The 26,023-nt window shown below is 67.9% G+C and carries 22 protein-coding genes; 9 read left to right on the forward strand and 13 right to left on the reverse strand.

Annotated features, from left to right (window positions below):
* Positions 1-207 precede the first annotated feature (207 nt).
* Positions 208-1,089, reverse strand: coding sequence for a uracil-DNA glycosylase (locus AL072_RS28740; RefSeq protein ID WP_045584933.1), 882 nt, complete (start codon positions 1,087-1,089; stop codon positions 208-210).
* Between the two features lie 148 nt (positions 1,090-1,237).
* Here AL072_RS28740 and AL072_RS28745 point away from each other — a divergent pair, with 148 nt between their 5' ends.
* Together AL072_RS28745 and AL072_RS28750 are read left to right on the forward strand one after the other, a co-directional pair.
* The gene (locus tag AL072_RS28745; protein WP_045584934.1) at positions 1,238-2,884 is read left to right on the forward strand and encodes an electron transfer flavoprotein-ubiquinone oxidoreductase; all 1,647 of its coding nucleotides are present in this window, start codon (positions 1,238-1,240) and stop codon (positions 2,882-2,884) included.
* A 139-nt stretch (positions 2,885-3,023) separates the two neighbouring features.
* On the forward strand, positions 3,024-3,833 hold the full coding sequence (locus AL072_RS28750) for an MJ0042-type zinc finger domain-containing protein (protein WP_045584935.1): 810 nt from the start codon (positions 3,024-3,026) through the stop codon (positions 3,831-3,833).
* A gap of 10 nt (positions 3,834-3,843) precedes the next feature.
* On the opposite strand, the gene AL072_RS28755 is transcribed toward AL072_RS28750, so the two are convergent.
* Complete coding sequence (locus tag AL072_RS28755; RefSeq protein WP_045584936.1) at positions 3,844-5,397, reverse strand: sigma 54-interacting transcriptional regulator; 1,554 nt, start codon at positions 5,395-5,397, stop codon at positions 3,844-3,846.
* 320 nt (positions 5,398-5,717) lie between these two features.
* Here AL072_RS28755 and AL072_RS28760 point away from each other — a divergent pair, with 320 nt between their 5' ends.
* Positions 5,718-7,019 carry a D-amino acid dehydrogenase gene (locus AL072_RS28760; RefSeq protein WP_045584937.1) on the forward strand — a complete coding sequence of 434 codons (1,302 nt, stop codon included), beginning with the start codon at positions 5,718-5,720 and terminating at the stop codon, positions 7,017-7,019.
* Here AL072_RS28760 and AL072_RS28765 read toward each other — a convergent pair.
* The 5 genes from AL072_RS28765 to AL072_RS28785 all read right to left on the reverse strand — a co-directional run bounded on the left by AL072_RS28765 (position 6,962) and on the right by AL072_RS28785 (position 13,298).
* Positions 6,962-7,231, reverse strand: coding sequence for a hypothetical protein (locus AL072_RS28765; RefSeq protein ID WP_045584938.1), 270 nt, complete (start codon positions 7,229-7,231; stop codon positions 6,962-6,964). The genes AL072_RS28760 and AL072_RS28765 overlap by 58 nt on opposite strands.
* Complete coding sequence (locus AL072_RS35850; RefSeq protein ID WP_045584939.1) at positions 7,228-8,058, reverse strand: LutC/YkgG family protein; 831 nt, start codon at positions 8,056-8,058, stop codon at positions 7,228-7,230. The genes AL072_RS28765 and AL072_RS35850 overlap by 4 nt, the downstream gene beginning before the upstream one ends.
* A complete protein-coding gene (locus AL072_RS28775) occupies positions 8,051-9,475 on the reverse strand; it encodes a LutB/LldF family L-lactate oxidation iron-sulfur protein (RefSeq protein ID WP_045584940.1) in 1,425 nt (474 codons plus the stop codon). Before AL072_RS28775 ends, AL072_RS35850 begins: the two co-directional genes overlap by 8 nt.
* On the reverse strand, positions 9,465-10,253 hold the full coding sequence (locus AL072_RS28780; RefSeq protein ID WP_045584941.1) for a (Fe-S)-binding protein: 789 nt from the start codon (positions 10,251-10,253) through the stop codon (positions 9,465-9,467). The genes AL072_RS28775 and AL072_RS28780 overlap by 11 nt, the downstream gene beginning before the upstream one ends.
* Positions 10,254-10,400: 147 nt before the next feature.
* Complete coding sequence (locus tag AL072_RS28785; protein ID WP_045585261.1) at positions 10,401-13,298, reverse strand: FAD-binding and (Fe-S)-binding domain-containing protein; 2,898 nt, start codon at positions 13,296-13,298, stop codon at positions 10,401-10,403.
* A 307-nt stretch (positions 13,299-13,605) separates the two neighbouring features.
* On the opposite strand from AL072_RS28785, the gene AL072_RS28790 reads away from it, so the two are divergent.
* Positions 13,606-14,376, forward strand: coding sequence for an FCD domain-containing protein (locus AL072_RS28790; RefSeq protein ID WP_082109305.1), 771 nt, complete (start codon positions 13,606-13,608; stop codon positions 14,374-14,376).
* Positions 14,377-14,442: 66 nt separating this feature from the next.
* Here the strand turns inward: AL072_RS28790 and AL072_RS28795 are convergent, their stop codons facing one another.
* Genes AL072_RS28795 through AL072_RS35020 form a run of 4 tightly spaced genes read right to left on the reverse strand, consistent with a single transcriptional unit; the run spans position 14,443 to position 16,306 of the window.
* Positions 14,443-14,997 (reverse strand): hypothetical protein, encoded by a 555-nt coding sequence (locus AL072_RS28795; protein WP_052710329.1) that lies wholly within the window; start codon positions 14,995-14,997, stop codon positions 14,443-14,445.
* A gap of 31 nt (positions 14,998-15,028) precedes the next feature.
* Entirely contained in the window at positions 15,029-15,700 is a 672-nt protein-coding gene (locus AL072_RS34610; protein WP_144428406.1) for a hypothetical protein, read from the reverse strand.
* Positions 15,701-15,723: 23 nt separating this feature from the next.
* Positions 15,724-16,062, reverse strand: coding sequence for a hypothetical protein (locus tag AL072_RS34615; RefSeq protein ID WP_144428407.1), 339 nt, complete (start codon positions 16,060-16,062; stop codon positions 15,724-15,726).
* Positions 16,025-16,306 carry a hypothetical protein gene (locus tag AL072_RS35020; protein WP_158511104.1) on the reverse strand — a complete coding sequence of 94 codons (282 nt, stop codon included), beginning with the start codon at positions 16,304-16,306 and terminating at the stop codon, positions 16,025-16,027. The genes AL072_RS34615 and AL072_RS35020 overlap by 38 nt, the downstream gene beginning before the upstream one ends.
* Before the next feature lie 58 nt (positions 16,307-16,364).
* Here AL072_RS35020 and AL072_RS28800 point away from each other — a divergent pair, with 58 nt between their 5' ends.
* The gene (locus tag AL072_RS28800; protein WP_045584943.1) at positions 16,365-17,810 is read left to right on the forward strand and encodes a sigma-54-dependent transcriptional regulator; all 1,446 of its coding nucleotides are present in this window, start codon (positions 16,365-16,367) and stop codon (positions 17,808-17,810) included.
* Positions 17,807-21,712 (forward strand): response regulator, encoded by a 3,906-nt coding sequence (locus tag AL072_RS28805; RefSeq protein WP_281178715.1) that lies wholly within the window; start codon positions 17,807-17,809, stop codon positions 21,710-21,712. The genes AL072_RS28800 and AL072_RS28805 overlap by 4 nt, the downstream gene beginning before the upstream one ends.
* Positions 21,713-21,751: 39 nt before the next feature.
* Here the strand turns inward: AL072_RS28805 and AL072_RS28810 are convergent, their stop codons facing one another.
* Positions 21,752-21,985 carry a hypothetical protein gene (locus tag AL072_RS28810; protein ID WP_045584944.1) on the reverse strand — a complete coding sequence of 78 codons (234 nt, stop codon included), beginning with the start codon at positions 21,983-21,985 and terminating at the stop codon, positions 21,752-21,754.
* A gap of 201 nt (positions 21,986-22,186) precedes the next feature.
* Here AL072_RS28810 and gltA point away from each other — a divergent pair, with 201 nt between their 5' ends.
* The 3 genes from gltA (at position 22,187) to AL072_RS28825 (ending at position 25,377) form a co-directional block, all read left to right on the forward strand.
* Complete coding sequence (gltA, locus tag AL072_RS28815; RefSeq protein ID WP_045584945.1) at positions 22,187-23,518, forward strand: citrate synthase; 1,332 nt, start codon at positions 22,187-22,189, stop codon at positions 23,516-23,518.
* A gap of 67 nt (positions 23,519-23,585) precedes the next feature.
* Positions 23,586-24,626 carry an NUDIX hydrolase gene (locus tag AL072_RS28820; RefSeq protein WP_045584946.1) on the forward strand — a complete coding sequence of 347 codons (1,041 nt, stop codon included), beginning with the start codon at positions 23,586-23,588 and terminating at the stop codon, positions 24,624-24,626.
* A 100-nt stretch (positions 24,627-24,726) separates the two neighbouring features.
* Positions 24,727-25,377, forward strand: coding sequence for a response regulator (locus tag AL072_RS28825; protein WP_144428408.1), 651 nt, complete (start codon positions 24,727-24,729; stop codon positions 25,375-25,377).
* Between the two features lie 387 nt (positions 25,378-25,764).
* Here AL072_RS28825 and AL072_RS34620 read toward each other — a convergent pair whose 3' ends face one another.
* Positions 25,765-26,019, reverse strand: coding sequence for a hypothetical protein (locus tag AL072_RS34620; RefSeq protein WP_144428409.1), 255 nt, complete (start codon positions 26,017-26,019; stop codon positions 25,765-25,767).
* Positions 26,020-26,023 lie beyond the last annotated feature (4 nt).

Consider the following 26,023-nt stretch of genomic DNA (forward strand, 5'->3'; position numbering starts at 1 on the left):
CACCATCCGGCGATCCGCAAGCAACGGATTCAAACGGATTGTGCCTCGCCGGGTAATCGCCAGTGCAAACAACGGGTTAAGGGGGCTGGGAAAAAGGCTCTAGCCCGATGGGAAGGTGCCTTCCGGCTTCGCTCCATTACATTTGTGTCATACAACCTGCCGAGTCATACGAACGATTTTGCCGGCGCTGTGACATTGCGGCTTTGTTTATGGATACTTGATTTCTTCTTCGGCAATTCTTTGCTGCAACGCAAGCATGTCCCGCCACGCTTCCCGCTTTGCAATCGGGTTGCGCAGGAGGTACGCCGGATGGAGCATCGGCATCAGCGGAATGGGGGTGCCGGCGCCCTCGTAGCTGCGCCACTGGCCGCGCAGGCGGGTGATGCCCTCGGCCCGGTTCAGCAGCGTCTTGGCCGACACGCCGCCCAGCGCCACCAGCAGCTTCGGCCGTACCAGCTCCACATGCCGTTCCAGGAAGGGCAGGCAGGCGGCGATCTCCGACTGGGTCGGGCTGCGGTTGCCGGGCGGGCGCCAGGGCAGGATGTTGGCGATGTAGACCTTGCCGCGGTCCAGCCCGATCTGCGCCAGCATGCGGTCCAGCAGCTTGCCGCTGACCCCGACGAAGGGCTTGCCCTGCCGGTCCTCGTCCTCGCCCGGCGCCTCGCCGATCAGCATCACCGGGGCCTGCGGGTTGCCGTCGGCGAAGACGGTGTTCATCGCCGTCGCCTTCAGCGGGCAGCCGTCGAAGGCGCGCAGCGCCGCTTCCAGCGCGTCGAGCGACTGCGCTTCGCCGGCGCGGGCGCGGGCATGGATGCCGGCCTCGCTGGCGCCCAGCGGCTGGTCGGGCGACTCGAACGGCAGCGCCGGCCGGGGGGCAGGACGGGGGGCGCCCGGGATCCCGCCGCTTCCCATTCCTCCGGCCATTCCTCCGGCCGTCTGGGCACCTGGAGTCATGCCCGGCGGCGCCGCGCGCAGGGGGGTGCGGGCGGTGAAGGCGGACCAGTCGATCGGCTCGTCGCCGATGGCCTCGTCGCAGCCGACATCGGCATGCCAGCGCAGCGCGTCGAGGATGTCGCATACGTCAATCATCGTTTGACCTTACCACAGATCGTGTGGTCTTTCATGTCCAGATACCCAATTTGGGTGCGGGGCAAACCGTGCTACAAGCACGCGCCCGCAAAACAAGGGCGTCCGAGGGGACAAACACCCGAACGAGACCGGTGGGAGAGATGGTGTGATGGAACGCGAACCGCGCGAGGTCATGGAGTATGATGTTCTGATCGTCGGCGCCGGCCCTGCCGGGTTGAGCGCGGCGATCCGCCTGCGCCAGCGCGCGGTCGAGACCGGCCAGGAGATCAGCGTCTGCGTGATCGAGAAGGGGTCGGAGGTGGGCGCCCACCTGCTGTCCGGCGCCGTCTTCGAACCGCACGCGCTCGACGAGCTGATCCCCGACTGGAAGGAGAAGGGCGCCCCCCTCACCACCAAGGCGCGCGAGGACCATTTCCTGTTCCTGACCGAGACGAAGGCCTTCAAGTCGCCCTTCGCCCCGCCGCAGATGAACAATCACGGCAACTACATCATCAGTCTCGGCAACCTCGCCCGCTGGCTGGCCACCCAGGCCGAGGAGCTGGGCGTCGAGATCTATCCGGGCTTCGCCGCCGCGGAAGTGCTGTACGACGATGCCGGCGCCGTCAAGGGCGTCGCCACCGGCGACATGGGCATCGGCAAGGACGGCGAGAAGACCGGCAACTATACGCCCGGCATGGAACTGCACGCCAAGCAGACCATCTTCGCCGAAGGCTGCCGCGGTTCGCTGACCAAGACCCTGTTCGAGAAATTCGACCTGCGCCGCGACTGCCAGCCGCAGACCTACGGCCTCGGCATCAAGGAGCTGTGGGAGATCGACCCGGCCAAGTCGAAGCCCGGCCTGATCGTCCACACCATCGGCTGGCCGATGGACCCCAAGACCTATGGCGGCTCCTGGCTCTACCACATGGAGGGGAATCTGGTGTCGGTCGGCTTCGTCGTCGGCCTCGACTACTGGAACCCGCACATGAGCCCGTTCGAGGAGTTCCAGCGCTACAAGACCCATCCGGCGATCCGCCCGACCTTCGAGGGCGGCCGGCGGCTGGCCTATGGCGCCCGCGCCCTGAACGAGGGCGGCTTCCAGTCGATCCCGAAGCTGACCTTCCCCGGCGGCCTGCTGATCGGCGACGGCGCCGGCTTCCTCAACGTGCCCAAGATCAAGGGCAACCACACCGCCATGAAGTCCGGCATGGTCGCGGCGGAGTCGGTGTTCGACCATCTGACCGGCGGTGCCGAGGGTGCCGAGGTCATCGCCTATCCGGAGCGGCTGAAGCAGTCCTGGGTGTGGCCGGAACTGAATGCGGTGCGCAACATCCGCCCCGGCTTCCAGAAGGGCCTGTGGGCCGGCCTCGCCAACGCCGCCTACGAGACGGCGCTGAAGGGCAAGTCGCCCTGGACACTGAAGCACCATGCCGACAACACCACCCTGGTGAAGGCCAGCGAGGCGCCGAAGATCGTCTACCCCAAGCCGGACGGCAAGGTGACGTTCGACCGTCTGTCCTCGGTCTACCTGTCCAACACCAACCATGAGGAAGACCAGCCGGCGCACCTGACGCTGAAGGACAAGTCGGTTCCGATCAGCGTCAACCTCGCGCTGTACGACGCGCCGGAGCAGCGCTATTGCCCGGCCGGCGTCTATGAGATCGTGCGGAACGAGGACGGCTCCGACCCGCGGTTGCAGATCAACGCGCAGAACTGCGTCCACTGCAAGACCTGCGACATCAAGGATCCGACCCAGAACATCAACTGGGTGGTGCCGGAAGGCGGCGGGGGGCCGAACTATCCGGGCGGCATGTAAGGCAGGCGTATGTGAGGGCCGGGGCGACGTCGCGGAGAGGCCGCAAGCGAAGGGATAGGGAGTGCCCGCCTCCGGTGCCGGTTGCGTCGCCGGGCACTCCTATCTATAAGGCAAGCGGCAACCTTTCTGCGACGGCGCGATGATCGTTTCCTGCCCGACCTGTTCGACGCGCTACACCCTGTCCGACGAGTCGCTCGGACCCGATGGCCGCAAGGTGCGCTGCGCCCGCTGCGGCCACACCTGGTGGCAGATGCCGGAGGGGCAGGAGCAGGACGCGGTGGTGGCCGACGCGCCGACGGAGATCCGGCCAGCCAAATCCGCCACCAAATCCGCGGCCAAGCCCGCCGGCAAACCGGCTGCAAAGGGCAAGTCGCCGAAGGCCCCGCGGGCGAAGCCGACACGCGGCACGGTGATCGGCTTCGCCCTGCTGGCCGCCCTGCTGGCCGGCACCGCCGCCGGGGCCTATCTGGGGCGCGACGCGATCGTGCAGCGCTGGCCGGCAACGGCCCTGCTCTATGAAACGGCCGGGCTGCCGGTCGAGCCGCCGGGCTTCGGGCTGGAGCTGCGCAACATCCGTTCCGAACAGAAGCTGGAGGGCGGGGCGGCCGTCCTGCTGCTGGACGGCGAGGTCGCCAACACCAGCGATGTGGAGCGCATGGTGCCGCCGTTGCGTGCCATCACGCTCGGTCCCGACCGCAAGCCCCTGCAAAGCTGGACCATGGAGCCTTCCGCCGCCACGCTGGCGCCGGGTGCGGTGGCGACCTTCCATCACAGCCAGCCCGGCCCCGGCGCGGTGACCGAGGTCACCATCACCTTCGGCAGCCCGCCGCCCGGCCTGGACGCCGCCGGCCACCCGGTGGAAACGCCGGCCGAAAAGGCCGCGGAGAAGCCGGCGGCTGCGCCGGCTGCCGACAAGCACGCCGCGCCGGCCAAGCCGTCCGGGCATTGAGTTTACGGCCTCAGCGGTCCGGGATGCCGTATTTCCGCAGCTTGTTGGCGATCATCGTGTGCGAGGTCGCGAGCCGGGCCGCCAGCTTGCGGCTGGAGGGGAAGCGCGGGTAGAGCCGGCGCAGCAGCGTCCGCTCGAACCCCGCCATCGCGTCCTCCCAGCTGTCCGCCCAGTTCTCCGCTTGGTCGGCGGGCCCCGCCGACGCCGGTATGCCGGCCCCGGCCAGCTCCAGGTCGGCGGCGTCGAGCGTGCCGCCGTCGCTCATGGTCACGGCGCGGAAGATGACGTTTTCCAGCTGGCGGACATTGCCGGGCCAGCGGTTGGCCAGCAGCGCCGCGGAGGCCGCCGGGGTCAGCCGGCCGGGCGGCCGGCGGGCCTGGGCCGCAGCGCGGGCGATGAAGTGGCGGGCCAGCAACAGGATGTCGCCGCCGCGCTCGCGCAGCGGCGGCACGTCCAGCGTCAGCACGTTGAGGCGGTAGAACAGATCCTCGCGGAAGCTGTGGTCGGCGACCATCGCGTCCAGCGAGCGATGGGTGGCGCTGACGACGCGCACATCCACCTTCTGCTCGCGCTCGCCGCCGACCCGGCGGAAGCTGCCGTCATTGAGGAAGCGCAGCAGCTTGGCCTGGAGATAGGCGGACATCTCGCCGATCTCGTCGAGGAAGACGGTGCCGCCATGGGCCAGCTCCAGCAGCCCCGGCTTGCCGCCGCGCTGCGCCCCGGTGAAGGAGCCGGGGGCGTAGCCGAACAGCTCGCTCTCCGCCAGATTCTCCGGCACCGCGGCGCAGTTCAGCGCCAGGAAGGGCTTGTCGCGGCGCGGGCTGGCGCGGTGGCAGGCATGGGCGATCAGCTCCTTGCCGGTTCCGGTCTCGCCCAGGATCAGCAGCGGCGCCTCCATCGCGGCGACCCGCGCCGCCCGCGCCTTCAATGCCCGCACCGGCGGCGATTCGCCGAGGATGCGGTCGAAGCCGCCGCCCGATCCGAACTCGTCGAAATTCTGGATCGCGTCCAGCCTTTCGCCCAGGCGCGAGGGGGTGAACAGGGTGACGACCGCGCCCGCCGCCTCGACATCGACGATCGGCGTCACCTCCAGCAGGAAGGGCTGGCCGTTCAGCGTCACCTCGCGGCCGGACATGCGGAAGCCGCCGCCGGTCAGCTCGGCCGTCAGGCCGGGTTCGCCGAACAGCGCGCCGAGGTCGAGGCCGGCCAGCCGCGATTCCGGCACCCCGGCCACCGCGGCGGCGGCGGCGCTCGCCACCACCACCCGGCCGGCGCGGTCGACCGCCAGCACCGGGTCGGGCAGCGCCGCCAGCAGCGCGTCGAGATGCAGCCGCCGCCGGGTGCCCGGCAGCATGTCGATGGCGGCAACCGAGCGCACCCCGGCGATGGTGCGCAGGGCATCCGCCAGGGCGGGCAGCGCCGCCGGGTCGAGGCCGGGGGCGTCGATGTGGATCAGCGGCGGATCGACCTCGACGCCGACGACGTTGAGCCGGCGGATCGCCAGCACGGCGAGGATCTCATGGGCGATGCCGACGCGGTCGGTGAAGATGACTTCGATGCGCATGGGGCGAGGGGGGTGTCGTGGATGGAACGGTGTGGCCCCCTCCCTAACCCTCTCCCGCCCAGCGGGGGAGGGTTAGGGAGGGGGCATCCGGCAACCACTGTACACAAAACGTTACGCCGTATCAAAATCTTTACACCGACTCAACCCATTGAATCACAACGATCTTGGGCGGATCGTCCATTATTCCGTAAACATCCGCATACACCCCACTCCCCACCACACCCGCCGCACCGCAGCAAAACCGCCATTTCCCGGTCTGGCACGCCGTTTGCGAACCCTGTCGCCCAAGCGAAGTCATCCATCCCTCGGGAGCCAGTCTCATGCGCGTCATCGTTCTGGGCAGCGGCGTCATCGGTGTCACCACCGCCTATTATCTGGCGCGGGCCGGGCATGAGGTGACCGTCGTCGACCGTCAGGCCGGCCCGGCGCTGGAGACCAGCTATGCCAATGCGGGCGAGGTGTCGCCGGGCTATTCCGCCCCCTGGGCGGCGCCGGGCCTGATCCTGAAGGCCGCCAAATGGATGCTGATGAAGCATTCGCCGCTGGTGATCCGGCCGAAGCTGGATCCGGCCATGTGGTCCTGGTGCCTGAAGCTGCTCGCCAACGCCAACGAGGCGAGCTACCAGCTCAACAAGAGCCGGATGGTCCGCGTCGCCGAATACAGCCGCGACTGCCTGAAGGCGCTGCGCGCCGAGACCGGCATCACCTATGACGAGCGCACCCAGGGCACGCTGCAGGTCTTCCGCACCCAGAAGCAGATGGACGCCGCCGGCTACGACATGGCGGTGCTGGAGCGCTACGGCGTTCCCTACAGCCTGTTCGACCGCGACGGCCTGACCTCGGTCGAGCCGGCCCTGGCCCATGTGAAGGACAAGCTGGTCGGCGCGCTGCACCTGCCGGGCGACGAGACCGGCGATTGCTTCCAGTTCACCGGCAAGCTGGCCGACTATGCCGCCAAGCGCGGGGTCGAGTTCCGCTACGGCGTCTCGATCCGCGGGCTGGAGAGCGACGGGCGCAAGATCACCGGCGTCCTGACCGACCAGGGCACGCTGACCGCCGACAGCTACATCGTCGCCATGGGCAGCTATTCGCCCAAGCTGGTGAAGCCGCTGGGCATCGACCTGCCGGTCTATCCGGTGAAGGGTTATTCCCTGACCCTGCCGATCACCGACGCCGCCCACGCCCCGGAATCGACGGTGATGGACGAGACGCACAAGATCGCCGTCACCCGGCTGGGCGACCGCATCCGCGTCGGCGGCACGGCGGAGCTGGCCGGCTTCGACCTGACCTTGCGCCAGGGCCGCCGCGGGGCGCTGGACCATGTCGTCAGCGACCTGTTCCCCAAGGGCGGCGATCTGTCCAAGGCCGAGTTCTGGACCGGCCTGCGCCCCAACACCCCGGACGGCACGCCGATCCTGGGGCCGACCCATGTCCGCAACCTCTACCTCAACACCGGCCACGGCACGCTGGGCTGGACGATGTCCGCCGGCTCGGCCCGCGTGCTTGCCGATCTGGTCGGCGGCCGCCGGACCGAGATCGACATGGAGGGCCTCAGCGTCGAGCGCTACGGCCGCAAGGCCGCGGTCGCGGTGACGCGCCCGGCCGCCGTCCGCCCGGCCTGAACGGCCTTTTCCACCTTTGCGACCCGCGCCGCCCGGCGGACGCGGGTCATCGCCAGCTCCAGCAGGGCGGCGTCGGCGATCTCGGCCCCATCGAGCCGGTGACGCCCGCGCCGCCCTTCGCATTTCTCCACCCGGTGGCCGAGCCGCCGCAGATGCAGGATCGCCTCGTAGAGCCGGGTCGCCGGTTCGGCGGTGGGGCGATGCGTGCTCATGGCCGCACCACCAGGACGATCAGCCGCTTGGGTCCATGGACGCCGTAGGCCAGCGTCTGCTCGATGTCGGCGGTCTTGCTGGGGCCGGAGACCAGCAGCGCGTTGGTCGGCATCGCCTGTGCCCAGTCCTGCGCGCGCATGGCTTGCAGGAAGGTGTCGTAGAGCGCATCGGCGCGCAGCAGCGCGATGTGGATGTGCGGGACCAGCGACAGGGTTCGCGGCTCCTCGGCGGTCGGCCACAGGATCAGGCTGCCGGTCTCGGCGATGGCGCCGCGGGTGGTGGTCAGGCCGGCTTCGATGGAGCCGAAGAGTTGGGGCTTGAGGTCTTCGATGGGGCGGTCGTAGGGGATCAGGGTGGGGGGGGCTCCCTCTCCCGCCCCGGGAGAGGGAAGGGGCCCAAGCGAAGCTTGGGAAGGGTGAGGGGTGGTGCAAGGGTCAAGGGATCCATGTCCGGATTGCCCCTCACCCTCCCCACGGCTTGCGCCGTGGGTCCCCTCCCTCTCCCGGGGCGGGAGAGGGCTTGTTCCCCACCCCTCGACCAGCCGCATTCCCGCCTCGGTCTCCGGGGCGTAGAGCAGCGAGCCCACCCCTTCGCGCGCCAGGAACTCCCGCAGCACCGCCGGCCAGTCGGTCTCAGTCGCGTCGAGGAACTCGGTGTGCACCGCCTCCATCAGGCGGCGGATGCGCGGCAGCCGCTCCTCCGGCGCCCAGCGCTTGGTGTCGATGGGCGCGAAGTCGGAGACCGGCGGCGTCAGCGGATGGGCGTCGCGGCCGGCGCGCAGTTTCGTCAGGATCGAGTTGCGGGCGTCGGATTTCGGGTCAGGCATCGGGAATCCCCTTGGCGCGGGCGAGGTCGTGCAGGGTGCGGGCCGCGAAGCGGGGCTTGGTCCGGACATTGGTCCAGTCCTTCAGCAGCGGCAGCGACGACGGCGCCGCGTTGCCGACCCTGCTCATCGCCAGCGTTGCGACGCGGTAGGCGGCGGGGGAGGCGTTCATCGCCGCCCAGCCGCTCCACACCATCGCTTCGGTTCGGCTGGCCTTGGCGCCGCCGCCCTTCACCGCGCCGCCGGGACGCACAGCCTCGACCCGCAGGCGGCCCATGATCTCGACGATCGGGATCTTCACCGGGCAGATCTCGACGCAGGCGTTGCACATGGTGCAGGCGTGGGGCAGGGCGCCGCGCTTGTCCAACCCCTCGATCTGCGGCACCAGGATCTTGCCGATCGGGCCGGGATAGGGGGCCTCGTAGGCATGGCCGCCCACCTTGGTGTAGACCGGGCAATGGTTCATGCAGGCGCCGCAGCGGATGCAGCGCAGCGTGTCGCGCAGTTCCGGATCGGCGTAGATCGATGACCGCCCGTTGTCGAGGATGACCAGATGCACCTCGCGCGGGCCGTCCTTCTCGCCCGGTCTGCGCGGACCGGAGATCATGTTGACGTAGGTGGTGATCGGCTGGCCGGTGGCGGAGCGCGGCAGCAGGCTGATGACCGGCGGCACGTCCTCCAGCTTTTCGACCACCTTCTCCAGCCCCATGAAGGCGATGTGGACCGGCGGCACCGTGGTGCACATGCGGCCGTTGCCCTCGTTCTCGATCAGGCAGAGCGTGCCGGTCTCCGCCACCGCGGCGTTGACGCCGGACATGCCGACGTCGGCGGCCTGGAACTTGGCGCGCAGCACCCGGCGGGCGAGGTCGGTCAGGTAGGCGGCGTCCTCGCGGCTCTCGGCGTCCTTGATCCTGCGCTTGAACAGATGGGCGATCTGTTTCGTGTTCAGGTGGATCGCCGGCATGATGATGTGCGACGGCATGGTGCCGTCCAACTGCACGATGTATTCGCCGAGGTCGCTTTCCAGCACCTCGATGCCGTCCTTTTCCAGGACGGCGTTCAGGTGCATTTCCTCGGTCACCATCGACTTGCCCTTTACCACCAGCTTGGCGTCGACCCGGTGCAGGATGTCGAGCGCGATGGCGTTGGCCTCGTCGGTGGTGGCGGCCCAATGGACGGTGATGCCGTTGCGGGTGCAGTTTTCCTCCAGCTTTTCCAGCAGCTCCGGCAGCTTTGACAGGGCGCGCAGCCGGACCGAAGCGGCGAGCCCCCGCACGCCGTGCCATTCGCCCGCGTCGGGGAACTGGGCGGCGCGCTTGCCCATCAGCCCGTCCATGGCGCGGCGGAAATTGCCGCGCAGCTGCGGGTCTGCCAGGGCGGCGCGCGAGGCGGCGGCGAAATCCGTGCTGTCACTGGCCATGGATGCGCTCCTTCAGGAACTGGGCGATGTGCTGGCCGCCGACGGGCCTGTTGCCGGCCGGCCGGCCGGCGGATTTGTCAGCCGCTTCCAGCGCGCCGGCGATGTTCAGCAGGCAGCCGCAATCGCCCGACACCACGCGTGCGGCGCCGGTGTCCGCGATGTCGGCCAGCTTGTCGCCGACCATCGCGGCGGAGATCTCCGGGTGGCGCACGGCGAAGGTGCCGCCGAAGCCGCAGCATTCCTTCTCCCGCTTCAGCTCGACCAGCTCGACGTTGGCGAGCTGGCGCAGCAGGGACTTCGGCTCCTCGACCACGCCCATCTCGCGCTGGGCATGGCAGGAGGCGTGCCAGGTGACGCGGACCGGCTCGCCCTTGTCGGTCAGCCGGACATCGAGCACCTGGACCAGGAACTGGGTCAGTTCCCAGACCCGGCCGGCGACCTGGACCGCCTTGGCCTCGTCCGGCTCGCCGCGGAACAGGTCGGGCCAGTGCTTCTTCATCATGCCGGCGCAGGAGCCCGACGGCACGACGATGGGATCCTCGCCGGGGAACAGGCCGAGCTGGGCACGGGCGACCTTCAGCGCCTCGGCACGATAGCCGGAATTGTAGGCGGGCTGGCCGCAGCAACTCTGCCCCTGCGGGAAGACCACGGTCAGCCCCTGGGATTGCAGCAGCTCGATGCCCGCCATCCCGGCATCGGGGAAGAACAGGTCGACGAGGCAGGTGCCGAAGTAATAGACGCGGGTGGGCTTGGGGGTGGGCTGGGGGGTGGCGGACATCTGGCGTTTCCTCACCGTCTTGGTACTGCCCCCACCCCGACCCTCCCCCGCTGGGCGGGGGAGGGGGACAGGAGCTTTGTCGGCGTTCAGCGGCAATCCCCTCCCCCGCGTTAGCGGGGGAGGGTTAGGGAGGGGGCAATCGCCGACCTAGAAAGCCGGCTCCGCCACCCGCGCCTTCTGCTCCACCTTTGCCGTGGCGCAGGCATCGACCAGATAGACGATGGAGCGGTAGGGCACGCCCGCCGTGTCGGACAGGCCGATCTCGCAGGTGCGGCTGGTGGAATAGCCCGACGCGCAGCCGTCCGGCACCGAGGCCGGCAGGTGGCGCAGCGCATGGGCGTTCAGCTCCGGCGTGGTGAAGCCCTTGTCGCCGGCGAAGCCGCAGCAGCCGACGTCGGGCGGCACCACCACCGTCTCGGCGCAGGCCCGCGCCACCGCGGTCAGCGCGCCGTCCAGCCCCATCCGGCGGGTCGAGCAGGTCAGGTGCAGCATCACCGGCCCGGCCGTCTTGGCGATCTCCAGGCGGGGCAGGGCGAACTCGCCGAGGAACTCGGCGACGTCAAGGATGCGCAAGCCGCTGTCGGCCGCCCGCTTCCTGAGACGCAGGGTGCAGGGGCTGGTGTCCATCACCACCGGATGGCGGCCGCCGTCGCTCGCCTTCGCCAGCGCCGCCAGCATGGCGTCGGCCTTGGCGTCGGCGGCCTCGATCAGCCCCTTGCTCTCCAGCGGCATGCCGCAGCACTGGCCGTCGGCGGCCTCCGGATAGACGATGCGGAAGCCGGCCTTGCGCATCACCGATTCGACCGCTTCGGGCAGCGGGCGTTTCTGCGGGTCGCTGGCCGCCGGTCCCATGGTCCGGCTGACGCAGCTCGGCGCATAGACCACCGTCGGGCGGTCGTCACCGGCCGCCGGATCGGAGGTCAGCGCGAAGGAGGCGGCGGTGGGCAGGCTGTGCGGCAGGGCCGGCAGATGGCCGCCGGTCAGGGCGCGGGCCGCCGCCTGCACCACGCCATGGCCGACGGTGCGGCGGGCGAGGTCGGCCAGGCGGAGGCCGGAGCGGGTCAGGCCCAGCGTGCCTTCCATATGATCGGCGACCAGCGACCCGGCCTTGCGCGCCAGGGCGCCGCGGCGTTCGCCGCGCATCGACTTGATCAGCAGGCCGGTCTCGATCCCGACCGGGCAGGCGGTGGCGCACAACCCGCAGGCGGCGCAGGTGTCGATACCCTGGTACTCGTAGGCGGCGCCGATCGCCGCCAGCCGGCCGGGGTCGTCGCCGGACGCCTCCAGCCGGGCGATCTCGCGCCGGCCGACGATGCGCTGGCGCGGCGACAGGGTCAGGCGATGCGACGGGCAGGTCGGCTCGCAGAAGCCGCATTCGATGCAGGTGTCGACCAGCGGGTCGGCGGGCGGCAGCGGCTTCAGGTTCTTCAGATGGGCCTCGGGATCGCCGTTCAGGATGACGCCGGGATTCAGCAGCCCGTCCGGATCGAAGATGTCCTTGATCTCCTGCATCAGGCCATAGGCCTGCGGACCCCATTCCATCGCGACGAAGGGGGCCATGTTGCGGCCGGTGCCGTGCTCCGCCTTCAGCGAGCCGTCATAGCGCTCGACCACCAGCACGGCGACGTCGTCCATGAAGCGGCGGTAGCGGTCGATCTCGGCCTGGGTGTCGAAGGCTTGGGTGAAGACGAAGTGAAGGTTCCCTTCCAGCGCGTGGCCGAAGATGATCGCCTCGTGGTAGCCGTGGCGGACGAACAGATCCTGCAGGTCGCGCGTCGCCTCGGCCAGCCGGGGCAGCGGGAAGGCGACATCCTCGATGATGACGGTGGTTCCGGTCTGGCGGATGGCGCCGACCGCCGGGAACAGGCCTTTGCGGATCTTCCAGAAGCCGTCGCAAGCCTTGGCGTCGGTGGTGAAGCGGCTGTCGCCGATGGTGACGCAGTCGGCCAGCACCGCGCCGATGGCCATGACGTTGGCGTCGAGCGCCGCGGCGCTCTCCGCCCGGGTCTCGACCAGGACGGCGGCGGCGTCCGGGCCGAAGCCCCTGATCTGCGGCGGCATGCCCGGCTTGTCCTGGATCGAGCGCAGCGAGGCGCGGTCCATCAGCTCCGCCGCGTCGACCGGGGCGGCCTTCAGCAGGGCCACCGCATGGCAGGCCTCGCCGATGTCGGGGAAGAACAGCAGGGCGCTGGCCTTGTGCGGATGCTCCGGCACAGTGCGCAGCGTGATGGAGGAGATGAAGCCCAGCGTCCCTTCCGACCCGATCATCAGGTGCTGGAGGATATCGACCGGATCCTGGTAGTCGACCAGGGCGTTCAGGCTGTAGCCGGTGGTGTTCTTGATGCGGAACTTGTCGCGGATGCGGCCCGCCAGAGCCTCGTCGCCGCGGGTGCGGGCGCCGAGCCCGGCCAGCCGGTCGAGCAGCGCGCCGTGGCTTCGCTGGAAATCCTGGCAGCTGGCCGGGTCGGCGGTGTCCAGCACCGTGCCGTCGGCCAGCACCAGCCGCATGCTTTCCAGCGTGCGGTAACTGTTCTGCGCGGTGCCGCAGCACATGCCGCTGGCGTTGTTGGCGGCGATGCCGCCGATCTTGGCGGTGGCGATGGAGGCCGGGTCGGGGCCGATCTTGCGCCCCAGCGGGGCAAGGCGACGGTTCGCCTCCGCCCCGATCACGCCGGGCTGCAGGGTGACGGTGGTTGCCGCCGGGCCGATGGCGCAGCCCCGCCAGCCGTCGCCCAGCACCACCAGCACGCTGTCGCTGACCGCCTGCCCCGACAGGCTGGTGCCGGCGGCGCGGAAGGTCACCGGCACCGCATGGCTGCGGGTGATGCGCAGCAACCGCACCACCTCCTCCTCCGTCTCGACCAGCGCGACGATCTTCGGGATCAGCCGGTAGAAGCTGGCGTCGGTGCCGTAGGCCAGCGTGCGCAGCGGATCGGTGATCAGCCTTGTCCCTGGCCGGGCCGCGGGAAGGACGGTGGCCAGTTCGGCAAGCACGCGGTCGTAGGGAGCGGCCAAGGTCGCTTGCGGGGGGGCGGCGGTCGGCATCGGCGGCGGCTCCTGCTGGTGGGGGAGGGAATGGTCCCGGCCGCAAGCCGTGCCCGCCCCATGCCGGAAGGCCATTCGCCGGCCGGGGGGGGCGGACATCCGTTGTCCATGCGGTGAGTGCTGGATAAAAGATTTTACCAAATTGTGCAATGACTGAATCGTTTGCCAGACGACCCGCTTCGGCAGCGGCCCTGCCCGCGACGCGAAGGCCGGCCTGCATGCCCATCCGGACGGCCGCTCTGGACGCATCTTCGATCCACCGCTATTGAAGAGGGCGCAGGACATGCAGGAGGGAGCCGCCGATCCGATGCAGGGGACGATCAAACCGGCCAAGCTGGCCGACGCCATTGCCGAGCATCTGGAACGGCTGATCCTGGAAGGCGCGCTCCGTCCGGGCGAGAAGCTGCTGGCGGAACGCGAGCTGGCGGTGAAGTTGGACGTGTCGCGCCCGTCGCTGCGCGACGCCATCGCCAAGCTGGAGGAGCGCGGCCTGCTGGTGACCGGCCGCGGCGGCACCCATGTCGCCGGCTTCCTGTCGCAGATCGCCGACCCGCTGATGACGCTGATGCGCAACAAGCCGGACGCGTCCTTCGATTATCTGGAATTCCGCCGCTCCATCGAGGCGGAGGCGGCGAGGCTGGCGGCGCAGCGGGCGACCGATGTCGACCGCGACGGCATCCGCGCCATCGTCGCCCGCATGAAGGCCGCTCACGGCAAGGACGACAGCTCGGAGGAGGCGGAGGCGGACGCCGACCTGCATCTGGCGATCTACGAGGCGGCGCACAATGTCGTCATGCTGCACATCATGCGCACCCTGTCCAACCTGCTGCGCAACGACGTGTTCTACAACCGTGCCGACCTCTATTCCCGGCCGGGGGTGCGCGAGCTGCTGCTGCAACAGCATCTCGCCATCGCCGACGCGGTGCTGGCCGGCGATGCCGCGGCGGCGCAGGCGGCGGCCTACGGCCATGTCGAGTTCACCCTGCAGACCCTGCGCGAGATCCGCGAGCACAACGCCCGCGTCCAGGTCTCGCTGCGCCGGATCGGCCGGACCGACCTGATCGACAGCGGGGCGTGAGCTGTTTCGGCCGGCCCAGTCCTCGACCCGGTTTCACGCTGACAGTGGATGGAGCCTTTTAACGCCTTACGGCAAACGCTGACAGTGGGTGGAGATCCATTGGTCCAGCGGTTGAACGTAGGTTTCGTAGAGGCCGTCGAGCCAAGGATTCGCAGCTTTGAACAGCAGCTCCCGCACCGATCGCGCCTGGGAGCAATCCGACGCCGCGATCTGGTCGGTTGGTTGCAGCAGTGCCCCGGAGCCAAGGAGCGAAGAGAGTGCGCGATAGTAGGCGCGGCGATCCCGCATCGGTTCCGGACTGCCGGGACGCGGGCCTTCTACACCTTGCGGTAGGAAGGTCGCAGCATTCGCACTGGAAGACTGACGCCACACCTGTTGGCCATCCGGATAGGAGATCAGGCATGCCAGATGCGGGGACAATGGACGTCGGTCCAAAACGGGATGATCGGTCGTGCCGGGGGCCTGATTGCGCCCGAATGCCACCATAAGGTACAGGCGCGCGCCGTGCCATTGAAGGACCGGAAGCGTTTCGTACCACTCGTCCTTGATGCTTGATTGATAGGCGGTGCTGTTCCGCATGTCGCGGATGATCGTCTCGACCCATTTTTCGTCGGGCTGCATCGTTCGGATTTCCGTCGGGTGAAGCGTGATATCAGTTATCGGGCCAGATCGGATTGTCGGTGACGTTCATCGATCCGGACCCGCTGTCGAGGACGTCCTCCAACTCGTCGACCGAAAGACGGTATCTTTTATCGATACCGGTATCATTCACAAAAACACCGGTGAGATTGCCATTTTGGTCATAATCGCCGTGAGTCAATACAACGGCATGACGGCCGGTCGGTGTCGGAGGGGGAACGCGCCCATTCCATAGAACCTGCACATCGGCTGAAACAATCACGCCTTTCCTATTGCGAAGAGCATCGTCAACCTCTTCAACCGATGTCGGTTTTATAGACGAGTCAACACCATAAGATTTCAATATGCATTGACGATCCTGTGCATTTGTTCCACCGGATTCCTGAGGGTGTGGAGTTGATTTATCAACATTGCATGTTTTTATGGCATCTTCCAGAAATTCAAGCTCGGTCTTTTTCAAGCATAAGCCCAGTGCTTGCTCAACTATTTGCCTTGAAGATTGGACGCCGCAATTTTGATAGCTCTGCTGCCCAGGGAAGATGGCTTCTGCAGAGGCCTTCCATTCCTGACCGACGATTTCCTGGAGAGGACAACTCTGTATGGCGCTTTTATAGGGTCCAGCGCCAAAAAACTTTTTAACGCTGCGAAATGATTTCTTCAAGTGATAACTAATTCCAACGCTCATGATGGAATTCTCTTCTTGGTTTACTAGTTATAAATCCGATAGCACTGTTCAATTCTTTCTTCGATAGAGGCTGTTTTATTTTTTAATATCGCTTCGATTGTTTTTTTGGCGGACTTCGGGTCATCCGAAGCGTCGGCGAGTAAATACAAGATCACGCAACAGGCTGCATTTTCTTCGCTTTTGATACCAATGGATGCCGCTGTTTTCATTACGAGTTGGATCGCATCTTCGACTGGCAACGCCAATCCGTCCGGGCCGGCTTCCGCAAGTTGTTCTGCTAGAAAAAAGCGCAGCCTCCGACAGAACTCTTCTTCGCGAAGCTGCTCAAATATACGGCATTGGTCCTGACGGATTGTCAGCATACAAATCATTTCCTATAAGTTGTACTATTTTCAACGAATTTCCGAGAAATTGATTCATAAATAAAAAATACCATTTATACATAAAAATCAAGCCTGACAATACGAAAAATTGATAAAATTGGTTCTTAACCAACTTGATTCTCGGGCGGCCGGAGGAACATCGCCGTATGGAGGAATCTGTCCGCCCCTCATTCCCCGCGGCATCGGCGGCTTGGGCTGCCCCCTGACTGGTGATTTCCGCCACGGAGCGATACACTCCCGTCCTCAAGACACGGACTTTCCGTATAGATCGAGTGCCGCCTGTGCCTGCATCCAAGAAGCGCCGTATCCTGCTGATCGAGGATACGGTCCCGCTCGCCAAGCTCTACATCGAGTTCCTGCGCGCCGACGCCCACGAGGTCGTGCATTGCACCCGCGGCGGCGAGGCGCTGGACGCCGCGGCGGCCGCGCCGCCCGACGCGGTGATCCTCGATCTGAAGCTGCCGGACATGGACGGGCTGGAGGTGCTGCGGGCGCTGCATCACCGCGATCCCGGCATCTCCGTCGTCATCATCACCGCCCATGGCTCGATCGATCTGGCGGTGGAGGCGATGAAACTGGGCGCCTTCGACTTCATCGTGAAGCCGTTCAACGCCGACCGGCTGAACCTGACGCTGCGCAACGCGCTGGAGCGCCGTACGCTGGCACGGATGGTCGAGGGCTACCGCAAGGATCTCGACCGCGGGCGCTTCCATGGCTTCATCGGCAGCTCGCCCGAGATGCAGGCGGTCTACCGCATGATCGAGAGCGTGGCGGCCAGCCGCGCCAACGTCTTCATCACCGGCGAGAGCGGCACCGGCAAGGAGGTGGCGGCCCAGGCCATCCACCGCGCCAGTCCGCGGCGCGACGGCGCCTTCGTCGCGCTGAACTGCGCCGCCATTCCGAAGAACCTGCTGGAATCGGAGATCTTCGGCCATGTGAAGGGCGCCTTCACCGGGGCGGCGACCGACCGGCCGGGGGCGGCGCTGCTGGCCGACGGCGGAACGCTGTTCCTGGACGAGATCTGCGAGATGCCGGTGGATCTGCAGGCCAAGCTGCTGCGCTTCGTCCAGACCGGTGCCGTCACCCCGGTCGGCAGCGGCCGGGAGGAGCGGGTCGACGTGCGCTTCGTCGCCGCCACCAACCGCGACCCGCTGGCCGAGGTCCAGGCCGGCCGCTTCCGCGAGGATCTGTACTACCGCCTGCACGTCATTCCGCTGGCCCTGCCGCCGCTGCGCGACCGCGGCGACGACGTGATCGACATCGCCCGCGCCTTCCTGGTCGATTATGCGCGGGAGGAGGGGAAGTCGCTGTCCGTCTTCGCCGCCGAGGTCGAGGCGCGGCTGCGCGCCCATGATTGGCCGGGCAATGTCCGGCAGTTGCAGAACGTGATCCGCAACGTGGTGGTGCTGCATGACGGATCGCAGGTGACGCTGGACATGCTGCCGCCGATGGCGGCCTGCGCCGACGCGCCGGCCGCCATCGGCACCGCGCCCGGACCGGGCGGGCCGGAGGCCGACGCCACCGTCCTTCCCCTGTGGCGGGTGGAAAAGGACATGATCCGCAAGGCATTGCGGCTGGCCGGCGACGACGTGCCGCGCGCCGCGCTGATGCTGGAGATCAGCCCGTCGACCATCTACCGCAAGCTCCAGCAATGGCGCACGGCGGAGGAACGGGGCGCGGACGGGCGTGGTGCGGAAGGGCGGCCGGCCGGGGAGACGGCGGCGTGACGGAGCGGTCGGCCATCACCGGGGCCAACACCGGGGGCATCGCCGCGGCCGGTCCGGTTCCGGCCGCCCTGCCTCCCGACGAGCCCGAGCGGCTGGCGGTGCTGCACTCCTATTGCGTGCTCGACAGCGCGCCGGAATCCGGGTTCGACAACATCACCCGGCTGGCCCAGCATTTCTTCGGCACCCGCATCGCCCTGGTTTCCCTGATCGACAGCAGCCGGCAATGGTTCAAGAGCCGCGTCGGGCTCGATGTGGCGGAGACGGGGCGCGACCTTGCCTTCTGCGCCCATGCCATCCTGGACGATGGCGTGCTGGTGGTGCTGGATGCGAGCAGGGATCCGCGCTTTTCCGGCAATCCGCTGGTCACCGGCGCGCCCAACATCCGCTTCTATGCCGGCGCCCCGCTGATGGCCGGCGGGCACAAGCTGGGAACGCTGTGCGTCATCGACGACACGCCGCGCAGCGGTTTCGACGCCCGCGAGGCGGAGACCCTGACCCAGCTGGCCCGGCTGGTGGTGGACGAGCTGGAGCTGCGCCGCGAGGCGGCGCGGCGCGAACGGGCGGAGGCGGAGCTGCGCGACCGCTCGCGCCTGCTGAACCTTGCCGAGGAGATCGGGCAGTTCGGCCATTGGTACGTCGACTTCGTCACCGACCGCCGCCGCTGGTCCGACGAGGTCTACCGCATCATGGGCCTGACGCCGCAGGCCGGTCCGCCGACGGTCGAGATGTCGCGGGCCGCCTACCATCCGGACGACCTGCCGCGGCTGGCCGAGCTGGTCGAACGGGCCCGGACCGGCGGCGAGGGGTTTTCGGTCGAGGCGCGCGTCATCCGTCCCGATGGCGACCTGCGCCATGTCTTCATCCGCGGCATGACCGAAGCCGGGCCCGACGGCCGGCCGGTCGGCCTGATGGGCGTCGTCCAGGACATCACCGAGGCCAAGCGCGAAGAGGCGGAGCTGCGGTCGAACCGCGAGCTGCTGGACCTCACCGTGCAGGCGACGCGGGACGGCATCTGGGACTGGGCGCTCGACACCAATACCATCTGGTTCTCGCCCACCTGGAAGGAACAGCTCGGCTACCGTGACGACGAGCTGGAGAACAGCCTGGAGATGTGGGCCGGCCTGATCTTCGAGGAGGACCGGATCGCGGCGCTGGAGACGGTCCGGGCCTACAATGCCGGCCGGATCCCCAATTTCGAGATGGTGCAGCGCTTCCGCCACAAGCAGGGTCACACCGTCTACATCCTCAGCCGCGCCATCCACATCCGCGACGCCTCCGGCCAGGTGGTGCGCATGGTCGGCGCCCACACCGACATCACGCGCGACAAGAAGTCGGAGGAGGAACTCCGGCTCGCCAAGCAGACGCTGGACGACGCGATCGAGGCGGTGCCCGAGGGGCTGGCCTATTTCGATGCCGACGACCGGCTGATCCTGTGCAACGAGCGATACCGCGAGGCGCATCCGCGCACCGCGCCGCTGCTGACGCCCGGCCGCCCCTTCGAGGCGATCCTGCGGCTGGCCATCGCCAACGGGGAATTCGCCGGCAACCCCGAGGGCGCCACCGACGAAGCCTGGATCCAGGCCGAGCTGGCCCAGCACCGCAACCCCGGCCCGCCCTTCGAGCGGGAGCTGCCCGACGGCCGCTGGATCCTGGTGGCGGAGAACCGCACCTCCAGCGGGGCGCTGGTCTGCACCCGCACCGACATCACCGAGCGCAAGCGCTTCGAGGCGGAGCTGCAGCGCCAGGCTGCCGACATGTGCGCGCTGGCCGAGGGGCTGGACGCCGCCCGCGAGGAGGCCGACGCGCTGCGCGCCCGGGCGGAGGCGGCGACCCAGGCCAAGTCGGAGTTCCTGGCGGCGATGAGCCACGAGATCCGCACGCCGATGAACGGCATCATGGGCATGACCGAACTGCTGTTCGACACCCCCCTGACGGAGGAGCAGCGCCAGTTCGCCCAGGCCATCCGCAGCTCGTCCAACGCCCTGCTGACCATCATCAACGACATCCTGGACATCTCCAAGCTGGAGGCCGGCCGCGTCACCGTCGAGACGCTGCCCTTCGATCCCGCCGATCTGGTGGAAGGGGTGGTGGAACTGCTGACCCCGCGCGCCCAGGAGAAGGGCATCGAGATCGGCTTCTACATCGACCCGATGCTGCGCCGCACCCTGCTGGGCGACCCGACCCGCATCCGCCAGATCCTGGTCAATCTGGTCGGCAACGCGGTGAAGTTCACCGATGTCGGCTCGGTCGCGGTGGAGCTGGAGGCGCTGGACGCCACCGACGCCCATCTGGTGCTGCGCATGACGGTGACCGACACCGGCATCGGCATCGCGGCCGATGCGCTGCCGACCCTGTTCAACAAGTTCCAGCAGGTCGACGGGTCGATCACCCGCAAGTTCGGCGGCACCGGGCTGGGGCTGGCGATCTGCCGCCAGCTGTCGGAGCTGATGGGCGGCGGCATCGCGGTGGAGAGCACGCCCGGTGCCGGCAGCCGGTTCCAGGTCGACCTGCCGCTGACCCTGTCGGACGAGGCGCTGCCGCCGGCGGAACGGCCGCTGGCCGGCCGCTCCGCCCTGGTGGTCGACGATCTGGCGGTGAACCGTCGCGTGCTGGCCTCGATGCTCGACAGCCTGGGCGCCCGGCCCTCGACGGTCGACAACGCTCCCGACGCGCTGGAGGCGCTGACCCGGGCCGCCGTCGGCGGCCGGCCCTTCGACATCGTGCTGATCGACCAGACCATGCCCGGCATGGGCGGCGACGCGCTGCTGGCCGCAATCGCCGGCAATCCGCTCCTCGCGGACAGCCGGCGGGTGCTGGTCACCGCCCTGGCGCCAGCGGCGCGGGCCTATGGCGGGCCGGTCCAGGGGCTGGCCCACGCCGCCATCGGCCGGCCGCTGCGCCAGGGCGCGCTGTGCGCCTGCCTGTCCGGGCTGTTCGCGGTCGACGGACCGGCTGCGGACCGGCAGGACAGCCTGCGGGTGGCAGCCGAAGCCCGGCGGGCGGAGCCGGCGCGCAGCGGCCGCATCCTGCTGGCGGAGGACAACCGCACCAACCAGCTCTTCGCCACCACCCTGCTGCGCAAGCTCGGCTATACGGTGGAACTGGCGGAGGACGGGGAGCAGGCGGTGGCCGCGGTCTGCCGCGGCGGCATCGACCTCGTCCTGATGGATGTGCAGATGCCCGGCATGGACGGGCTGGAGGCCGCGCAGGCGATCCGGGCGTTCGGCGGCCCGCTGGCCGGGCTGCCGATCATCGCGCTGACCGCAGACGCCATGCCCGGCACGCGGGAGCAGTGCCTGCGCGCCGGCATGAGCGACTATCTGACCAAGCCGATCAGCCGCGCCGGGCTGGTGACGGCGTTGGACGGCTGGCTGGGCCGGAAGGACGGGAGGCAGGAGGGCGGGCAGGACGGGGGCGCGGCGAGGATTCCCGATACGGCCCCTGATACCGCCCCCAATGCGGCCTCCTCCGGGAAGGCTCCGGCCGGTGGCGCCGCGGACGACGAGATCCTTGCCGGGGATGTGCAGGACGGTGAGCCGCTCGACGGGTCGGTGCTGGCCGATCTGGCCGGGACCGTCGACCCCGGCAGCCTGGCCCTGATCGTCGACAGTTTCCTGGACGACGTTTCCCGCCGGCTGGAGCGGCTGTCGGCGATGGCGGAGGCCGCCCGGGACGGCGCGCTCGATCTCCCGGCGCTGGCGGGCGAGGCCCACGACCTGTCCAGCCTGTCGGGCAGCTTCGGCGGGATGACGGTCATGCATCTCGCCTGGCGGCTGGAGGTGGTCTGCCGGTCCGGCGACCGGACCCAGGCCGTCCGGATCCTGCCGCTTCTGGTCCGAGAGGCCGGCCGGCTGGAAACCGCCCTGCGCGAGCGCACCGGCGGGGTACGGCCGGCGGCCTGAGCGCCGGCCGTACCCCCTTTTGCCGGTGCCAGGCTTGGCTCAGCCGGTGCCCGGCTGGGCCGAACCGTCGGTGTCCTCGGCCCGTTCGCGCAGCTCCTCCGACGACAGGCCGGCCGGGGTGGCGTCCTGGAGGGTGCCGTCGCCCGGCGTCTTGGTCATGTCCTCGCGCGGGGAGCGTTCGCCGGCCGGCGTCCCGTCATGCTTCGCCGGAACCGGCTTCTCCGGGGAGGGGCTTCCTTCGGAGGGGGTGCGTGTTTGAGACGTGTCGGTCATGATGTCCTCTGCTATCTTCCGGGGGAGTCAACGACATGGGACGGGTGCGGGTTCCGCCCCCGGGCCGACCCTTCGGAGACCGGGAGAAGACGGCGCGGCGCCTTCGGCGTCAAAGCGCGCGGGCATGGGCCAACCACCAAGGTCCGGCGGCGGCGGTCGACAGGCGCCGTCCGGCCGGCCAGCAAGGAGTGCGAGAAGGTCATGGAATCGAGCAAGCACACGCCGCACGGCGATGTGACCCAGGTCGGCACCGTCACGCTGACCGACGACGCCACCGGCAAGACGCTGAAGCTGCCGCTGCTGGGCGGGTCCACCGGCCCCAACGTGATCGACATTCGCAAGCTCTACGCCGAGACCGGCTATTTCACCTATGATCCGGGCTTCACCTCGACCGCCGCCTGCGATTCGGCGATCACCTACATCGACGGCGACGAGGGCGTGCTGCTGCACCGCGGCTACGCCATCGCCGATCTGGCCGAGAATTGCGACTTCCTGGAGGTCTGCCACCTGCTGCTGAACGGCGAACTGCCCGACCCGCAGCAGAAGGCCGATTTCGAGCGCACCATCACCTACCACACGATGGTGCACGAGCAGCTGTCCAAGTTCTACAGCGGCTTCCGCCGCGACGCCCACCCGATGGCGATCATGTGCGGCGTTGTCGGCGCCCTGTCGGCCTTCTATCACGATTCCACCGACATCTTCGACCCGGTGCAGCGCAAGATCGCCGCGCACCGCCTGATCGCCAAGATGCCGACCATGGCCGCCATGGCCCACAAATACACGGTCGGCGAACCCTTCATGTATCCGCGCAACGACCTGACCTACGCGGAAAACTTCCTCTACATGACGTTCGGCACGCCGTGCGAGCAGTGGAAGGTCGACCCGATCCTGTCGGAGGCGATGGACAAGATCTTCATCCTGCATGCCGACCACGAGCAGAACGCCTCGACCTCCACCGTCCGTCTGGCCGGCTCGTCGCACGCCAACCCGTTCGCCTGCATCGCGTCGGGCATCGCTGCCTTGTGGGGTCCGGCCCATGGCGGCGCCAACGAGGCGGTGCTGAAGATGCTGGAGGAGATCGGCTCGGTCGATCGCATCCCCGAGTTCGTCCGCCGCGCCAAGGACAAGAACGACAGCTTCCGCCTGATGGGCTTCGGCCACCGGGTCTACAAGAACTACGACCCGCGCGCCAAGATCATGCGCGAGACCTGCTATCAGGTCCTCGACCGCCTGGGCATCAGGGACGAGCCGCACCTCGCCATCGCGATGGAGCTGGAGCGGATCGCCCTGTCGGACGAGTATTTCATCGAGAAGAAGCTCTATCCGAACGTCGATTTCTATTCGGGCATCATCCTGAAGGCGATGGGCTTCCCGACCAGCATGTTCACCGTGCTGTTCGCGCTGGCCCGCACCGTCGGCTGGATCAGCCAGTGGAAGGAGATGATCGAGGATCCGGCCCAGAAGATCGGCCGTCCCCGCCAGCTCTTCACCGGCCACGCCGCCCGTCGGTTCGTGCCGCTGGACAAGCGTTGAGCGGAATGGCCTTCCCCCTCGCCCCGACCCTTTCCCCGGAGGGGAGAGGGGGAAGACCGGTTCCATCGTGACCAGGCCCCTCCAGCTCGGCCTGTCGGTCGCCATCGTGGCGGTGACCGGCGGGACGCCGCGCGTGGTGACGGTGCGCAGCGGCTTTGCCGTGCCGGAGGACCATCGGCGCGGCGACGAGCCGTTGCCGCACCGCGACGCGCTGCCCGGCGCACCCTTCGAGCCCGACCGCTTCCGCACCCTGCAGGATGGCGTCCGTGCGGTGGCGGAGGGGCTGTCGGGCGTCGCGCTCCGCTATGTCGAACAGCTCTACACCTTCGGCGACCGTTACCGCGACCCGCATGAGCTGTTCGGTGGGCCGCGCTCGGTCGTGGTCGGCTATCTGGCCCTGGTCCGCGATGGCCCGCTGGGCGGCGACGCCTCGGCCGAATGGCGCGACCTCTACGATCATTTTCCGTGGGAGGATTGGCGCGACCGCCGCCCGCAACTGCTGGACGGGGTGATCGCCCCGGCGCTGCGCGGCTGGGTCGATGCCGCCGGCGACGAGGAGACCCGCCGGCGCCGGGCCGAGCGGGCGCAGATGGCCTTCGGGCTGGACGGCGCCGATTGGGACATGGAGCGGGTGCTGGAGCGCTACGAGCTGCTCTACGAGGCGGGCCTGGTGGTGGAGGCGTTCCGCGACCGCGACCTTGCGGCCCGTATCGAGGATGGGACGGGCGCGGCGTCGGCGGCCGGTTCGTTTGTGCAGACCGGGCCGATGCCGCGCGCGCTCGGCCGGCCGATGGCGCGGGACGGGCGGCGCATCCTCGCCACCGCGCTGGAACGGCTGCGCGGCAAGCTGCGCTACCGTCCCATCGTCTTCGAGCTGCTGCCGCCGACCTTCACCCTGCATCAGTTGCAGCTGGTGGTGGAGGCGCTGTCGGGCGAACGGGTGCACAAGCAGAATTTCCGCCGGCTGATGATCTCCGGCGGCTTCGTCGAGCCCACCGGCAGTTATGAGAGCCAGACCGGCGGCCGCCCGGCCGAGTTGTACCGCTTCCGTCGCCAGGCCATCCACGAACGCACCAGCGCCGGGGCCATTCCGTCCGCGGATGGATAGAGTGAATCCGCCGGAAACTTCGCCGCGCGGCATCGGGCACAGTTGTCAACGGGCGGCTGTAAGGGGATACTCCTGCAATGGTTTTATTTCCGGACTGTCCATGTCGCACCGCATTCTGATCGCCGACGACCATCCGCTGATGCGCACCGCGCTGACCCAGACCATCGGGCAGGCGATAGCCGGAGCCGTCATCCTGGAGGCGTCGCGCTTCGATCAGATCAAGCCGCTGCTGGACACCGGCGAGCCGCCCGACGTCATCCTGCTCGACCTGCACATGCCCGGCATGAGCGGCCTGATCGGCCTGATGATGCTGCGCTCCGAACATCCGGCGATTCCGGTGATCGTCGTTTCGGCATCGGAAGATCCGGTGACGATCCAGCGCGCCATCGATTACGGCGCCTCCGGCTTCGTGCCGAAATCCGCTCCCAACACCCAGATCGTCGAGGCGATCCACGCCGTGCTCGACGGCGAGCTCTGGCTGCCCGAGATCAAGGGCGGTCCCGAGACCGACGCCCCCGACCCGGCCCAGCGCGCCGCCACCCTGACGCCGCAGCAGCTCCGCGTGCTGGCCGGCATCGCCGAGGGCAAGCTGAACAAGCAGATCGCCTACGAGATGAACGTCGCCGAGACGACGGTGAAGGCGCATGTGACCACGATCCTGCGCAAGCTGGGGGTGCTGACCAGGACGCAGGCCGCGGTTCTGGCTAGCCAGCTGGCGCTGTCGGCCGCCCCGCCGCCGCCGGTGGAGTGACACAGTAGGCAAGAATAGGGCAGCGGATCGTGCTTACTGCTGCATCGCGTATGCAATATTAAGTTTCGATCATGAATCCATAACGCTCGGCAAGATTGATGAGCGGGCCAAACACACACGTTGCAGAAGTAACGGTTATGTATACATAATTTGAAGATACGACCAGGAATATGCCGGGATAAAGTATAGCGAGGCCAACAGTTACTCCGGTGGAAAAAGTAAGGCCATCAAGAAGGTGCCGAAGAAGATTTTTCGACACAGCCAATCTCTTATGTCTTATTGAATCAAATATTATGATAAGTATGCAATACCCCGCAGATAAAAGGAAATATGTTATTCCAACGCCACTGTCCGATAAAGGGCTGATTGCATTGATATCGCTCATTATTACATAACGCTTTCTTTTTTTGCTTTTGATTCTAATGCAGCCTCTTTCTCAGAGACTTGAGTAAAGTGCGCGGCAATTAGTGCGCCCAGAACGGCCCCTACAATCGGAATGATATTTCCAAGTGGGCCGCTGAAAAGTCCGCCAAGAAGGCGAGGGCCAATAGCCTCAAGGCCAATGGCGGTCATACCGGCGGCGCCGAGCCCAGCCTTAAGCTTTTCCAGTTTTGGGAATAGTGAGATTTTACCTGCTGACATGTTC

The organism is Azospirillum thiophilum (assembly GCF_001305595.1).
GTDB lineage: Bacteria > Pseudomonadota > Alphaproteobacteria > Azospirillales > Azospirillaceae > Azospirillum > Azospirillum thiophilum.